At 66.0% G+C, this 14,781-nt stretch carries 12 protein-coding genes, 1 tRNA gene and 1 pseudogene; 7 read left to right on the plus strand and 7 right to left on the minus strand.

The features are described from left to right. Positions 1–136 precede the first annotated feature (136 nt). Complete coding sequence (locus QF036_RS21410; protein ID WP_003797871.1) at positions 137–814, plus strand: Crp/Fnr family transcriptional regulator; 678 nt, start codon at positions 137–139, stop codon at positions 812–814. A 423-nt stretch (positions 815–1,237) separates the two neighbouring features. Here QF036_RS21410 and QF036_RS21415 read toward each other — a convergent pair whose 3' ends face one another. From QF036_RS21415 to QF036_RS21425, 3 genes are read right to left on the minus strand one after another with little or no spacing between them, the layout of a single operon-like run. Beyond that, on the minus strand, positions 1,238–2,149 hold the full coding sequence (locus QF036_RS21415; RefSeq protein ID WP_307105129.1) for an NUDIX hydrolase: 912 nt from the start codon (positions 2,147–2,149) through the stop codon (positions 1,238–1,240). 16 nt (positions 2,150–2,165) lie between these two features. Beyond that, positions 2,166–2,699, minus strand: coding sequence for a RidA family protein (locus tag QF036_RS21420; protein WP_307105131.1), 534 nt, complete (start codon positions 2,697–2,699; stop codon positions 2,166–2,168). 1 nt (position 2,700) lies between these two features. Next, positions 2,701–2,856 (minus strand): DUF4177 domain-containing protein, encoded by a 156-nt coding sequence (locus QF036_RS21425; RefSeq protein ID WP_003797879.1) that lies wholly within the window; start codon positions 2,854–2,856, stop codon positions 2,701–2,703. 37 nt (positions 2,857–2,893) lie between these two features. Here QF036_RS21425 and QF036_RS21430 point away from each other — a divergent pair, with 37 nt between their 5' ends. From QF036_RS21430 to QF036_RS21450, 5 genes are all read left to right on the plus strand, one after another. Continuing rightward, positions 2,894–5,236 (plus strand): transglycosylase domain-containing protein, encoded by a 2,343-nt coding sequence (locus QF036_RS21430; protein ID WP_307105133.1) that lies wholly within the window; start codon positions 2,894–2,896, stop codon positions 5,234–5,236. Between the two features lie 2 nt (positions 5,237–5,238). After that, on the plus strand, positions 5,239–6,186 hold the full coding sequence (locus QF036_RS21435) for a metallophosphoesterase (RefSeq protein WP_307105136.1): 948 nt from the start codon (positions 5,239–5,241) through the stop codon (positions 6,184–6,186). Between the two features lie 142 nt (positions 6,187–6,328). Beyond that, positions 6,329–8,146: an ABC transporter ATP-binding protein gene (locus QF036_RS21440; protein ID WP_307105138.1), complete on the plus strand. Its 1,818-nt coding sequence runs from the start codon at positions 6,329–6,331 to the stop codon at positions 8,144–8,146. Continuing rightward, positions 8,143–10,032 (plus strand): ABC transporter ATP-binding protein, encoded by a 1,890-nt coding sequence (locus QF036_RS21445; RefSeq protein ID WP_307105140.1) that lies wholly within the window; start codon positions 8,143–8,145, stop codon positions 10,030–10,032. The genes QF036_RS21440 and QF036_RS21445 overlap by 4 nt, the downstream gene beginning before the upstream one ends. Positions 10,033–10,114: 82 nt before the next feature. Next, a tRNA-Pro gene (locus QF036_RS21450) sits at positions 10,115–10,191 on the plus strand. A gap of 159 nt (positions 10,192–10,350) precedes the next feature. Here the strand turns inward: QF036_RS21450 and QF036_RS21455 are convergent. Together QF036_RS21455 and QF036_RS21460 are read right to left on the minus strand one after the other, a co-directional pair. Then, on the minus strand, positions 10,351–10,704 hold the full coding sequence (locus QF036_RS21455; protein ID WP_307105142.1) for a hypothetical protein: 354 nt from the start codon (positions 10,702–10,704) through the stop codon (positions 10,351–10,353). Between the two features lie 90 nt (positions 10,705–10,794). Next, positions 10,795–11,028, minus strand: a complete 234-nt coding sequence (locus QF036_RS21460; RefSeq protein WP_307105144.1) for a hypothetical protein — start codon at positions 11,026–11,028, stop codon at positions 10,795–10,797. Between the two features lie 130 nt (positions 11,029–11,158). On the opposite strand from QF036_RS21460, the gene QF036_RS21465 reads away from it, so the two are divergent. Then, positions 11,159–12,421, plus strand: coding sequence for a helix-turn-helix domain-containing protein (locus tag QF036_RS21465; RefSeq protein WP_003797893.1), 1,263 nt, complete (start codon positions 11,159–11,161; stop codon positions 12,419–12,421). Between the two features lie 69 nt (positions 12,422–12,490). Here QF036_RS21465 and QF036_RS21470 read toward each other — a convergent pair. Together QF036_RS21470 and purD are read right to left on the minus strand one after the other, a co-directional pair. After that, positions 12,491–13,430, minus strand: a pseudogene (locus QF036_RS21470) (phosphoribosylaminoimidazolesuccinocarboxamide synthase). A gap of 2 nt (positions 13,431–13,432) precedes the next feature. Next, positions 13,433–14,764, minus strand: coding sequence for a phosphoribosylamine--glycine ligase (gene purD, locus QF036_RS21475; protein ID WP_307106048.1), 1,332 nt, complete (start codon positions 14,762–14,764; stop codon positions 13,433–13,435). Positions 14,765–14,781 lie beyond the last annotated feature (17 nt).

The following is a 14,781-nucleotide window of genomic DNA, read 5'->3' on the forward strand; positions in this document are numbered from 1 at the left end:
CCGTGGATGCGCGGAGCCTGCGCTGGTCTCGCGGCGTCTTTTAGGGCGTATCCGCTGCCAAGTACGTCACAGAACGTTGAAAATTCTGAAACAATGGCACAAGCGCCCCAGACGACACTTTTACTCAGGAGAATTTATGGACATCGAGGTATTGCGCCGCGCACCCCTTTTCGCCACGCTGGACGATGACGCGTTCCGCCTGCTGACGGACGAACTGACCGAGGTCGACCTGTCCCGCGGTGCATCCGTTTTCCGCGAGGGCGACCAGGGTGACCAGCTCTACTTCATTGTCTCCGGCAAGGTGAAGCTCGGCCGCACCTCCCCCGACGGCCGCGAATCCCTGCTGGCCATCCTCGGCCCGGGTGAGCTCTTCGGCGAGATGGCCCTGTTCGACCCGAGCCCGCGCACCGCCACGGCCACCGCGGTCTCGGAGACTCGCCTGGCCGGCCTCAAGAACGAGAGCCTGAACTCCCTGCTACGGACCCGTCCCGAGGTCTCGGCCCAGCTGCTGCAGGCACTGGCCCGCCGCCTCCGCCGCACCAATGACTCCCTTTCGGACTTGGTCTTCTCTGACGTGCCCGGCCGCGTGGCCAAGGCCCTCCTGGACCTCGCCGACCGCTTTGGCCGTCCTGCCACCGACGGCGTACTCGTGGCGCACGAGCTCACCCAGGAAGAGCTGGCCCAGCTGGTTGGCGCCTCCCGCGAAACCGTCAACAAGGCACTGGCCGAGTTCGTCCAGCGCGGCTGGCTGCGCCTCGAGGCACGCGCCGTCGTGATCTTGGACATGCAGCGCCTCCGACAGCGCTCCCGCTAGCGAAACGAGCAAAGGCCGCCCCAATCGGGGCGGCCTTTGCTGTTTAACTCACCACGGGCGGACGGGAAAACCCGCTAGTTGAGCCTGTCGAAACCAACTGTCCGGGCCCTGCTCGAGACGAAAACTGAGGAAGCGTCGGGAAAAAAGCGACGAAACCTGAGGAAGCGTCGGGAAGAAAGCGACGAAACCTGAGGAAGCGTTGGTTCCTTGACCGCGAGTCGGGCTGCGGGCCTTCGGAAAGGAGCGCATCGCGGCGCATCGGGGTCCGGAGGTCGCCCGCGACCGGAGGGGTCCCTATGCGTCGTGTCTAAGCGACGCCGAAGGGCCGCCGCCCGGCGGACGCAAGCACCAGCGACGCGGAGGTGACCAGAAACGAACGGATCTCGACAAGCTCGATCAGCGGACGGAACCAGAAGCGGAGGCTTAGCGTTCGCGCTGGGGCTCTCCGGCTATGGTTTTTGCCGCCTCGACTTCGAGCATGAGCGTCCCGTTTTCTTCGACCAGCCTGGGCTGGTAGACGTGGGGGGTGCGCTTGTAGCTGAGGTACGCGATGCAGCCGTTGGCTTTCGCCATCTTCTCCAGCATGATCTCGGCGCCGGGGACCATGAGCTGCCCGAGCGTGAGGCCGACGGTGTTCTCCTGGCCCACCTCGTCGCCCAGGGCAGTAGTGTCGCGTTCGGCGATCGCCTTGGTCGCGCACACCCACCGGCCCCAGACGCCCTTGCTCTCCAGGATGGAGGGCTGCTGGTTCATGGGGACGGTGGCGGCGAAGTACCGCGTGTTGAAGCGCCGGTGCGCGAAGTCCGGGCTGAGCCAGTTTACGAGCGGCTTGAGCAGGTCGGTGCGCAGGGACAGGCCGCGTTTGGCCAGCTCCTCGGTGAACGACTTTTCCTGCGACGCCACGGCTTCCCGGGCCTTCATCCACTCGGCAGTGGATGTCGCCTCCACGGTGGAGGACAGGTCCGGGCCGGCCAGTAGCACACCGGTTTCCTCGAACAGTTCGCGGACGGCACCCACCACGTGCCGGCGGGCCAGGCCGACGTCGTCCGTTCCCATCTGCTCGGCCCAGTGCTGGGGCGAGGGCCCCAGCCAGCCAACGGCGTCGTCGTCGGACGCGTCCAGGGAACCGCCAGGGAAGGCGACGACACCCAGCGGCGATTCCCCCGGCCGGTAGCCGAGCCAGGTTTCCAGGCCGGTGGGCGAATCCCGAAGGAGCACCACGGAGGAAGCGAAACGGGGTTTGCGGGGGGTCCGCTCGCCGTGTTCGAGCCAGCTTCGTGCCGCCCCTTCAAGATCGGGAGGAAGAACGAAGAGCCGACGTGCTAGATGGGGCAAAGGAACCTACTGCTCCCTAGCTGAATTCGGCGATCAGTTCGACTTCCACCGGAGAGTCGAGCGGCAGGACTGAAACGCCGACGGCGGAACGGGCGTGCTGGCCCGCGTCACCGAAGACCCGGCCCAGGAGTTCGGACGCGCCGTTGATGACGCCGGGCTGGCCGGTAAAGGAAGGATTGGAGGAGACGAAGCCCACAACCTTGACAATGCGCGTGATGCGGTCGAGGTCACCGATGACGCTCTTGACGGCGGCCAGGGCGTTCACCGCACAGACGGCGGCGTATGCCTTCGCGTCTTCCGGCGACACAGTCGGCTCGTCCGAGGTCCCCTCGGTGCCGGCGGACACCTTGCCGGTAGCTTCGAGTTTGCCGTTAATAAACGGCAGCTGTCCGGACGTGTAAACGTGGTTGCCGGAGACGACGGCCGGCACGTAGGCGGCGACTGGCGCGGCAACTTCCGGGAGAGTGAGTCCCAACTCGGCGAGACGCTGCTCGACGGCGGACGATGGCGTCAGATCAGCGCTGGAAGCGGTTTCCTGGGGGGTGGTCATGCTACTGCTTCTCCCTCTTAAGGTAGGCGACAAGGCCGTTGCCGTCGGGTCCGGGGACTACCTGAACAAGCTCCCAGCCGTCGTCTCCCCACTGGTCCAGAATCTGCTTCGTGGCGTGGATGATGAGCGGAATCGTGGCGTACTCCCATTTGGTCATGAAATAAAGCCTAATCGTTGCCGGTAAACTGGAGAACATGGCGACTCGTAAGAACCCCATATTCGACACGGCCACCACCCTCGGTAAAATTTTTGGTTTCCTTGGCGTGAGCGCTATTTGTGGTGTCCTCGTGGCCGGCCTGCTGGTTCCTGCAGCCGCCGTTTCGGGCAGCACAGCCAGCGGCTCGATCGAATTCTTTGACACCCTGCCCGCTGAACTCCAGGTGGACCCGCCCAGCCAGTCCACCAAGGTCCTGGCCGCGGACGGGAGCGTGATCGCCAACCTGTACGCGGAGAACCGCACCCGCGTTCCGCTGGACCAGATCTCCCCGTTCATGAAGGACGCGGTGATCGCCATTGAGGACAGCCGGTTCTACGAACACGGCGGTGTGGACACCACCGGCATCCTCCGCGCCCTGGTCGCCACGGCGCGCGGCAACAAGCAGGGCGCCTCCACCATCACGCAGCAGTACGTCAACAACGTCCTCAACGCCAACCTTGAAGCGGAAGGCAACTCCGACGCGATCAAGCTCAACGGTGTTAACAAGGGTGTCGGCGACAAGCTCCGCGAAATGAAGCTCGCGATCGCCCTGGAGAAGAAATTCACCAAGGAGCAGATCCTTGAGGGCTACCTGAACATCGTCTTCTTCAACCGTGATGCATACGGCATTGAGGCCGCCTCCAAGTTCTTCTTCAGCACCACCGCGAAGAACCTGACGCTCCCCCAGGCCGCGCTGCTTGCCGGCCTCGTGAACAGCCCGTCGGCCTTTGACCCGATCACCAACCCGGACAACGCCAAGAAGCGCAGGGACCTGGTCCTGAGTGCGATGCTCACCCACGGCAAGATCACCAAAGCCCAGTACACCGCCGCCGTGGCCACCCCTGTCACGCCGAAGGTGACTCCGGCACGGCAGGGCTGCGCCTACTCGCCCACCGCCCCGTACTTCTGTGACTACGTCCTGCACCTCCTGCTGAACAACCCGGCCTACGGAGCGGATGCCACCGAACGCGAGAAGAAGGTGTTCCGTGGCGGCCTGACCATCAAGACCACCCTGGATCCGAAGGCGCAGAAGACTGCGCAGGACCAGGTGAACGCCGCTGCGGGCGCAAATCCGGACAAGTGGGGCGCTGCCCTGGTTTCCGTTGAACCGGGCACCGGCAAGATCACCAACATGGCCCAGAACACCTCATGGTTTGCAGGCAAGGGCAAATTCGACTCCCAGATCAACTTCAGCGTTGATCAGTACGACGACCAGGGCAATGACCTGAACGGCCTCGGCGGTGCGCAGCCCGGCTCCACCATGAAGCCGTTCACATTTGCCGAGTGGCTGAACGAGGGCAAGTCGATGAACACCATCGTCGACGCCTCCCAGCGACGGTACCCGCAGAGCTTCCCGTGGCAGAACACCTGCCCCACTCCCACCGTGGGCTGGTACGACAGCACGAACGGCACCGATGACCTCCAGAACGCCGAAGAGGGTTACTACCGGCCCATGACCGTGCTGGACGGCCTGAAGAACTCCATCAACACGGCCACGTTCGCGTCGGCCTCACAGGTTGACCTGTGCGGCATCCAGAAGGTCGTGGACGCCGTCGGGCTGCACGGCGGCCTGCCGACCCGTGACAAGGACACCAACGCGATAGTCGATGCGAATCCGAGCATCACCATGACTACACTGGGCAACCTGCTGGGTTCCACCCAGACCGCTCCCCTGACCATGGCCAGTGCCTTTGCCACGTTCGCGAACGACGGCAAGTACTGCGCCCCGATTGCCATCACCTCGGTGACCGACCAGACCGGCGCGCAGCTGCCGGCGCAGTCTCCGGCCTGCCGTGACGCCCTCAAGCCCGAGGTGGCGCGCGGCGTGAACTATGCGCTTCAGAAGGTGCTAAACGAGGGATCCGGTTCACTCATCCAGCCCAGGATTTCCACCGAGACCAACTTCCCGATCGCGGCCAAGACCGGTACGTCCAACAACAACGGCTCCACCTGGGTTGTCGGACACACCATGGGCCTCGCAACGGCTGCCTGGTTCGGCGACGCGCTCGGTGCCCAGGACCGGGCCGGCCAGAACGTGACGGTCAACGGCAAGTTCTACACGGGCATTGACGGTTACATGATCGCGGGACCGATGTTCTCCAACTTCATGTCCCAGATTGCGCCCGGCTACGGCACGGACCCCTTCCCGGAACCGCCGTCGAACCTGCTTTACGGCGCGCCGCAGTACCAGCCCCCCGTCCCGAACAACCCCTCGCAGGACGGAGGCACCGGCGGAAACAGGGACACTGGCAATACCGGTGGAAACACCGGGGGCACCGGCAACAACGACAACAACGGCAATAACAATGGAAACGGCAACAGCACCAAGGGGAACGGCTGACCGTGACTGATCTTTCACGCGTGGCAAGCCGCGTCCGTAGCATCGGGCGCGGCTTTGCCGTCACCACCGCCGCCGGAACGGCGGCCGCTTTGGCCGCCACAGCCTACGGATTGTGGGAAAAGAACCAGTTCGTCCTCCGCGAGGAGACCGTCCCGATCCTTCCTACGGGCAGGGCACCGTTCCGGATCCTCCACCTGAGCGACATCCACTTCGTTCCGGGCCAGACGGGCAAGGCGGAGTGGCTGCAGTCTCTGGCGGCGCTCAGGCCGGACCTTGTGGTGAACACTGGCGACAACCTCAGCCACCCCAAAGCCGTGGACCCCCTTCTCAACGCGCTGGCACCGCTCATGGAGTTCCCGGGCGTGTTTGTCCCGGGTTCCAATGACTACTACGCGCCCAAGCTGAAGAACCCCGCCGCCTACCTGATGGGGCCCTCTAAGGCCGCACCCGACCGGGAGGAACTTGACTGGCCGCGACTGCGGTCCGGCTTCGGCATGGGTGGCTGGATCGATCTGACCAACCGGCACCAGTCGGTGGTCCTGAATGGCATGCGGTTCGATTTCTCCGGTGTGGATGATCCGCACCTTAACCGCGAACGCTATGCCGGCTGGCCGCGCGGCACCAGGGGCCAGAACGCCAAGGATCACCTGCGCGTCGCCGTCATCCACGCCCCCTACCAGCGGGTCCTGGATCACTTCACCGAGGACGGCGCGGACCTGCTCCTGGCCGGCCACACGCACGGCGGCCAGCTGTGCATTCCGGGGTACGGCGCCGTCGTCGCCAATTGCGACATTCCCACCTGGCGGGCCAAAGGGCTTAACGACTGGACCAGCAACGGAAGCACGACGCCGGTCAACGTCTCGGGCGGGATCGGCACCTCCCGCTTTGCACCGGTCCGCATCGCCTGCAAGCCCGAGGCCGTCCTGCTGACGCTCACCCCGCGCGTCTGACCGCTCGCGCTGTCAGCCGCCGGGCGAACTGTTGGTCCTCCGGTGACTGATCACCTGTGAAGGGTGCCATCCATGGCATAGGGTAGTTGCTACGGGAAACTACATCACAGTTGATTCACACAGCTGAGTTCAAGAAGCGGGCATGGCCAAGCAGAGTTCATTTTTTCGATCCGTCAGCCGTCTCTATCCGCATGTTAAGCCGGTCCTGCCGCGGCTGATTATGGGCCTGATGTCCGCACTCCTGGCCAGTGTGGTTGCCCTGACCATCCCGCAGGTACTGCGCGTGCTCATCAACGACTCCCTCCGGCCCGGGGCCACCGCCGGGGCCGTGTGGGGCTCGGCCGGCCTCATCCTGGCCCTGGGCGTCGCCGAAGCCGTACTGGTTGCCCTGCGCCGCACTTTCGTGATCAACCCGGCAACTACCGTGGAAACCCGGATGAGGGTCTCGCTTTACGGCCACCTGCAGGACCTCCCCGTCGCCTTCCATGACCGCTGGGGCTCCGGCCAGCTGCTCTCCCGCGCCATGACCGATCTCAACTTCATCCGGCGCTGGATGGCGTTCGGGGCCATCATGCTCGTGGTGACCACCCTGACCGTGGTGATCGGCGTCGTCGTCATGTTCACCATGAGCTGGCAGCTGGCCCTGATATTCCTGGCCGCCGCGGGACCCGTGATGGTCTATGGCTTCCGTTTCCGGGCCCGCTTCAGCAAGGTCACCCGGCGCAGCCAGGACCAGGCGGGCGACCTCGCCACCACCGTTGAGGAATCCGTCCACGGCATCCGTGTGCTGAAGGCCTTCGGCCGCAGCCGCGAGGCATTGGAGACCTTCAACGGCCAGGCCGAGGAACTGCGCCAGACGGAGATCGCCAAGGCCAGGCACCAGGCAGTCTTCAGCATGGTGGTGACGCTCCTGCCCGAGCTGGCGCTGGGCACAGGCCTGGTTACGGGCATTCTGCTCGCAGCCGGCGGCCAGCTCAGCATCGGCTCCCTCGTGGCCTTCTTCGCCACCGCCGCCGTCATCGCGGCGCCCGTGGAGTTCTCCGGCATGCTGCTGGCCATGGCGCTGACGGCGAAAACGGCGCTGGACCGGCACTTCGAGGTCATGGATGCCCAAAACACCATCACCAGTCCCGCGGAACCCCGCCGCCCGGCCGACGTCAAGGGCGCGCTGAGCTTCAACAACGTGACGTTCGCGTTCGACGACGCCCCGGACAAACCGGTCCTGAAGGACGTCCGGCTGGACATCTGTCCGGGCGAGACCATGGCCCTGGTGGGCATCACCGGCAGCGGCAAGAGTGCCCTGCTGCAGCTCGTACCCCGGCTCTATGACGTCACCGCGGGTTCCATCACACTCGACGGCGTGGACCTGCGGGCATTCAGCGTTGAAGAACTCCGCGCCCTCGTGGCCGTGGCCTTCGAGGACACCACCCTGTTCTCCAGCTCGGTGCGCGACAATGTGCTGCTCGGCGTCCGGGCCGGGGACGCCGACACCCGGGAGGAAATCCTCGCGGAGGCCCTGGACACGGCACAGGCGCACTTCGCCTATTCGCTGCCCGAGGGGCTGGACACCCTCATCGGCGAGGAGGGCCTCAGCCTCTCCGGCGGCCAGCGCCAGCGCCTCGCCCTGGCGCGGGCCATCGCGGCCCGGCCCTCCGTGCTGGTCCTTGACGATCCCCTTTCCGCACTGGACGTGAACACCGAAGAGCTCGTGGAAAACCGGCTGCGGGAGGTGCTGGCCGGCACCACCACGCTCATCGTCGCCCACCGCCCCTCCACTGTGGCGCTGGCCGACCGGGTGGCGCTGCTGGAGAACGGCCGCATCGCCGCCGTCGGAACCCATACCGAACTGCTGGCCGGGAACAGCCATTACCGGTACGTAATCGCTAGCCTGGAGACGGAGCCCCGCGATCTGGACTCCGAGCTGTCGGCCCTCGACGACACAGAGGAGGTCAGCCAATGAGCGCCGCAGCCTTCGGAACTGCCAACGAGGACAATGCCAACCTGAGCAGGAGCGACAGCAAAGCCGTACGACGCCGGTCGCTCGCCTTGCTGGGGTCACTGATCCGTCCCGTGCGGCTGAGGTTCTGGCTCACCATTACCACGGTGGTCCTGTCACAGGCAGCCCGGGCGGCCGGCCCGGCGCTTATCGCCTTCGGCATCGACCACGCGCTGCCATCCCTCCGCGCCGGCAACAACGTCCCGCTGATGCTGACCGGCGTCGCCTACCTGGCCACAGCACTGGCGGCGGCCGGGCTCACGGCCCTGTACGTGACGTCGACGGCGAGACTCAGCCAGGCCATGCTGCTGGACCTGCGGCTGTGGGTGTTCCGCCACACGCAGCGGCTCAGCCTCGAATTCCACGAAAGGTACACCTCGGGACGGATCATCGCCCGGCAGACCTCCGACCTTGAGGCGCTGCGCGAACTGCTGGACTCCGGAGTCAGCTCGCTCGCGTCGGGTGCGCTGTTCATGGTGTTCACCGCCGTCACCGTCTTCGCCCTCGACTGGCCCAGCGGACTGGTGGTGCTCGCGGCCGCCGTGCCCATGTTCTTCCTGGCCCGCTGGTACCAGAAGCATTCGCAGATAGCGTTCCGCCAGTCCAGGGTGGTCTCGGCCCGGCTCATCGTGCACTTCATCGAGACCATGACCGGCATCCGCGCGGTCAAGGCCTTCCGCAAGGAGCGCGAGAACGCCGGCCGCTACGGCGAACTCGCCGAGGACTACCGTCAGGCCACCGTCCGGTCCATCAACCTGAACGGCGTCTTCCAGCCCGGCCTCGTGCTGATCGGTAACGTCTGCGTTGCTGCTGTACTGCTGTTCGGCGGCTTCCGGGTACTGACCGGCGACCTGGCCGTGGGCGTGCTGCTGGCCCTCATGCTCTCCACGAAGCGCTTCTTCCAGCCCGTGGACCAGATGGCCATGTTCTACAACTCCTTCCAAAGCGCGCAGGCCGCGCTGGAGAAGGTCTCGGGGCTGCTTGAGGAGGTGCCCACGGTGCGCCCGCCGCGGAACGCGGTGGAACTCCGCGACGCACGGGGCGCCGTCGAATTCCGGGACGTCGAGTTCCGCTACGGCAACGGGCCGCTCATCATCCCCAAGCTGAACGTCAGCATTCCCGCCGGCCAGACCGTGGCGCTGGTGGGCCAGACGGGGGCCGGCAAGTCCACGCTGGCCAAGCTGATAGCGCGTTTCTATGACGTGTCCGCCGGTTCGGTGATGCTCGACGGCGTGGACGTCCGCCAGTTGGCCACCGCGGACCTGCGGCGGAACATCGTTATGGTCACCCAAGAGGCCTTCCTGTTCAGCGGCTCTGTGGCGGACAACATCGCCCTGGGCAGGCCGGACGCGCCGCGCGAGGAGATCGAGGCGGCCGCGAAGGCCGTGGGCGCGCACGAGTTCATCATGGAACTCCCCGAGGGGTACGACACCGACGTCAACAAACGCGGCGGCCGCGTCTCCGCGGGCCAGCGCCAGCTCATCAGCTTCGCGCGTGCCTTCCTCGCCCGGCCGGCGGTGCTGATCCTGGACGAGGCCACGTCCTCGCTCGACATCCCCTCCGAGCGGCTCGTGCAGAGCGGCCTCGCCGGGCTGCTGCGCGGAACGGACGGCACCGGACCGGCAGGTGACAGGTTGACCGGCGAGGGGCCGACTGCCGACGGGACGTCCCGGAGAACCGCCCGCACGGCACTGATCATCGCGCACCGGCTGTCCACGGTGGAGACGGCGGATAGGGTGCTCGTGGTCCACGACGGCCGGGTGGTGGAGGACGGAACCCCGGACGAGCTGATCGGCGGCAACGGCCGTTTCGCCCGGCTGCACAGCGCATGGAAGGACTCGCTGGTCTGAACCGGGGCCCCTCGCGACCTTCGATTTCGCATGTAGCCCCGGTATCGGATATCCTTGTTTAGTTGCTTTCGCAGCAACGGATCGGGATGTAGCGCAGCTTGGTAGCGCGCTTCGTTCGGGACGAAGAGGTCGCAGGTTCAAATCCTGTCATCCCGACCAAAAGGAAAGAGGGTCTCCCCCACGGGAGGCCCTCTTCCTGTTTCTTCAGCTACTGCGGGTTACTTCAGCTACTGCCCAGGCGCCCAACTAGGTAGCAGCACAGGGCCTTCTCAGCGCTGGGAACCCCCACAAGTGCTACCTAGGTGGGTCCGTCCGGGCTCAGTTTCCGCCGAGGCTCTGGTTGTGGATGTTCTGGGTCGCCTGCCCGTCGCCGAGGAGGGGCATCCGGGGCCTGCGGGATCCGTCGTCGGCCAGGTAGTCGCCCCGGCTGTCGTAGCTTTGGACCTGGTGCAGGTAGCCGTGGCGCAGACGGAGGCCGACGGCGAAAAGCACCACCGACTCCAGCAGCGCCGCAATGCCGATCATCCCCCAGACGAAAGTCCCGGCGTCGGCCGTTCCCCTGAACACCTCAACGATTGCGGCGCCGGCAGCGGCTGCCACGATCAGAGACGTGCCGGCAATGGTCCACAGGAAAAAGGCCCGCTGCAGGCCGTCGGTCACTCTCCGTGTCATGGTCCCCACTCCTTGGTTACGGCTGCTGTTTCCGGGAAGAAAAAACGGCCCCGGAACATGTTCCGGGACCGTTCTCCTCATGAAAGCTGTTTACATGGGATCAGGCCAGTTGCCAATGGTGGTCTTGGACACCATGGGATCGGGCCAATTGCCGATAGTGGTCTTGTTCACGTCCTTGACGCGCATCGGATCCGGCCAGTTGCCAATGGCAACCGAGGTGCCCGCGTTGTCCGCGATCGAGCCTGCAGACAGAACGGCGGGAGCCGCAGCAGAAAATGCGAGGGCCCCCGCCAAAACGGCGCCGGCTGCTATCTTCTTCAACATGTGAGAGTTCCTCAATACGAGTCGGATTTACCAAATCAGCACAGTCCTTGTTGACATACATTGTAAAATGTTTTCCACAGAGGGTGTCAAGCATTCTGTACAAAGGCTGTCCGGAATAGGAGGAACCCCAGTGGGTAACGGATTCGGGGAGAAGCTCCGCGCTGAGCGGCTGGAGCGCGGACTGACTCAGGCCGAACTGGGCAAAGATTTGTACTCTCCCAGCTACATCTCCTTGCTGGAGACAGGCCGGCGGGAACCCACAGCCGACGTCATTGAAGAGCTCGCCCGACGGCTCGAGCTCGCCCCCAAGGCGCTGGAAGCGTGGAGCCAGCCCATCTCGGTCAGCGACGCCGAATACGTGCTGGCCGGACTCTACGCCCGGCAGGCCTGGGACCTGCGCGACTACGCTCTCGCCGCCGAGCATGCCGCCAACGCGGCCCGAATTGCCCTGGACGGCAAGAACACCAGCGCCTGGTGGAACATGACCTACATGCAGGCCGAATGCCTCATGAAGCAGGGCCAGCTCAAGGAATGCCAGAAAATCATGGAGCACCTGTCCGAGCACCCCATGGCCACCGAATCGGCCGGCCTCGGTGTCCGGGCGCGCCAGATGCTCGCCGCCCTGTGCCACGGACAGGGCCAGCTGAGCACCGCCGTCGAACACGCCGAGAAGGCAGTGGAACTGTGCGCGCAGCTGCCCAAGGGATCAACACTGATCATCGGAGCGCTCCGTGCCCTGATCGGTGCCCTGGCCGAGAGCGGCCGGCTGGACGAGGCCTGGAAGTACTGCCAGGACATGAATGAGCAGATGGACGAGCATTCGATGTCCCAGCTCGCCGGCGAGGTGGCCTGGGTGATCGGGAACGTCGCGTTCATGCGGCACGACTACCCGGAAGGCATCAAGCACCACGAGCGGGCGGCCAAGCTGCTCTCCCCCGCCAACGACATCGAGCTCTGGGCCCGCTTCAACAAGGCGTCGGCCGCCGTCCGCCTGTCCTCCGGAATCGTCGAGCCGGAGACCCTGTCCGCCATCGAACGCGCCGAGCTCGCGCTGTCCATCGTCGGCGGCAACAAGACGGACCAGCTGGAGGTCGCGTTCATCCGCGCCCGCTGGCTCTACCTCACCGGCGACATTGTGGCCGCGGTGCAGAAGCTCCGCGATATCCACGCCGAACGCGCCGACCTGGCCCGGCACACCGCCGGCGAAGTCTCGCTGCTGCTCGGCAAGTCGCTGAAGGCCGCGGGCGAAGCTGATGAGGCACTGGTGCACCTGGAGGAGGCGCAGAAGGAGTTCAGCGCCGCCGGTGCCCAGGACCGCGTCCAGCAGGCCCTGGACGCCGTGCTGGAGATCCGGCTCGCCCAGCGCCGCGCCGCGGCCGCAGAGGCCAGCTAGCAGCCGCAACGCAAAGACGTCAGGCGCCCCCGGGACTCTTCCCGGGGGCGCCTGACGTCTGTTGAAAACCTAGCTGAACGTGCGGCCGGTCAGCTTCTCGTAGGCCTCGACGTAGCGGGCGCGGGTGCGCTCCACGATGTCCGCGGGCAGGGCCGGCGGCGGCGTGTCCGAGGCCTTGTCCCAGCCCGATTCGGCGGACGTCAGCCAGTCCCGGACAAACTGCTTGTCGTAGGAGGGCTGCGCCTTGCCGGGCTCGTAGGTGGCCGCGTCCCAGAACCGGGACGAATCCGGGGTGAGGACCTCGTCGCCCAGCGTAATGGCACCGTTCACGACGTCGTAGCCGAACTCCACCTTGGTGTCGGCCAGGATAATGCCGCGTTCACGGGCGATCTCCTCGGCCTTGGTGTAGATGCTCAGGGTCAGCTCGCTCAGGCGCGCGGCGATGTCGTCGCCCACGATGGACACGACGGCGTCGTAGGTGATGTTTTCGTCGTGCTCGCCCACCTCGGCCTTTGCCGACGGGGTGAAGATGGCGTGCTCCAGGCGGGAGCCGTCCACCAGGCCTTCCGGAAGCGGAATCTCGCAGACCGTGCCGGACTGCCGGTACTCCACGAGGCCGGAGCCGGTGAGGTAGCCGCGGGCGATGCACTCCACCGGGAACATTTCCAGCTTCTTACAGATCATCGCCCTGCCCTCGACCGCGGCCGGCACGCCGTCCTCCACGGTGGATGCCAGGACGTGGTGCTCAACGTCCAGCTGGTCGAACCACCAAGAGGCTCAGCTGGGTGAGGATCCGTCCTTTGTCCGGGATCTCGCTGCTGAGCACGTGGTCGTAGGCGCTGATGCGGTCGCTCGCCACCACCAGCACGCATTCCTGCCCGAACTGTTCGTTGATGGCGTCGCTGGCCGGGACGTAGAGGTCGCGGACTTTGCCGGAGTAGACGTGCTTCCAGCCGGGCAGCTCGATGTGCGGGGTGTCCAGGCCGCGGGGGCCTTCCTGTTCAGCCACTGTCACGCCTTCTCTTCCGATGCGGAGCCGGCCTGGGCAGCCGACGGGGCCGCGACGGCGGCCGACACCTTGATCTCACCGCGGGCTGCCTTGCCTGCGATGTCCGTGCGGAACTGGGCGCCTTCCAGCTGAACCAGCTCCACGCCGTCGTACGCCCTTTCCCGGGCCTCCACGAGGTCGGATCCCAGGGCCACCACGGCCAGAACGCGACCGCCGGCCGAGACCACCTTGCCTTCGTCGTCGAGCTTGGTTCCGGCGTGGATCACGTGGACGCCGTCCAGCTCGTCCACCTTCTTGAGCCCGCGGATGCGGTCGCCCGTGCGCGGGGTGTCCGGGTAGTTTTCGGAGGCAACGACGACGGCGACTGCCGTGTCCTTGGACCAGCGCAGCTCTTCTGCCTGGTCCAGTTCGCCCTTGGCAGCTGACAGGAGCAGGGAACCGAGCGGCGTCTTGAGCCGTGCGAGCACAGCCTGGGTTTCGGGGTCGCCGAAGCGGACGTTGAATTCGATGACGCGCGTGCCGCGCTTGGTCAGCGCCAGGCCGACGAACAGCACGCCGACGAACGGGGTGCCGCGGCGGGCCATCTCGTCCACGGTGGGCTGGGCGATCCGGTCGATGACCTCCTGGACCAGGCCTTCAGGGGCCCAGTCGAGCGGGGTGTACGCGCCCATGCCGCCGGTGTTGGGGCCTTCGTCGTTGTCGTAGATGCGCTTGAAGTCCTGCGCCGGGGACAGGGCCACGGTGTTGCGGCCGTCGCACAGGACGAACACGGAGACCTCGGGGCCGTCCAGGAACTCCTCGATGACGACGGTTCCGCCGGCGTCGAAGCAGCTCTGGGCGTGGGCCAGGGCATCGTTCCGGTCATTGGTGACCACCACGCCCTTGCCGGCGGCCAGGCCGTCGTCCTTGACGACGTAGGGGGCCCCGAAGGTGTCCAGCGCCGCGGCTGCCTCGTCCGAGTTGGCAGCGACCAGCGCCATGGCGGTGGGAACGCCGGCTTCGGCCATGACCTGCTTCGCGAAAGCCTTGGAGGCCTCCAGCTGGGCGGCCGCCTTGCTGGGGCCGAACACCGGGATGCCGGCGTCGCGCACGGCGTCGGAAACACCGGCGGCGAGGGGGGCTTCGGGACCAACGACCACGAGGTCGACGTCGAGCCGGGTGGCGAGCGCCGCCACTGCGTCCGGATCGTTCCCGTTGATGGCGTGCGTGGGGACGAGCTTGCTGATGCCGGCGTTGCCCGGAGCCGCGTGGACTTCGGAGACGTTGGGGTCGGCAAGGAGGGAGCGGACAATGGCGTGTTCGCGGCCACCGGGGCCAATGACGAGTACCTTCACAGTCTCCAAGGGTACTT

Source organism: Arthrobacter globiformis, assembly GCF_030817195.1.
Classification (GTDB): domain Bacteria; phylum Actinomycetota; class Actinomycetes; order Actinomycetales; family Micrococcaceae; genus Arthrobacter; species Arthrobacter globiformis_D.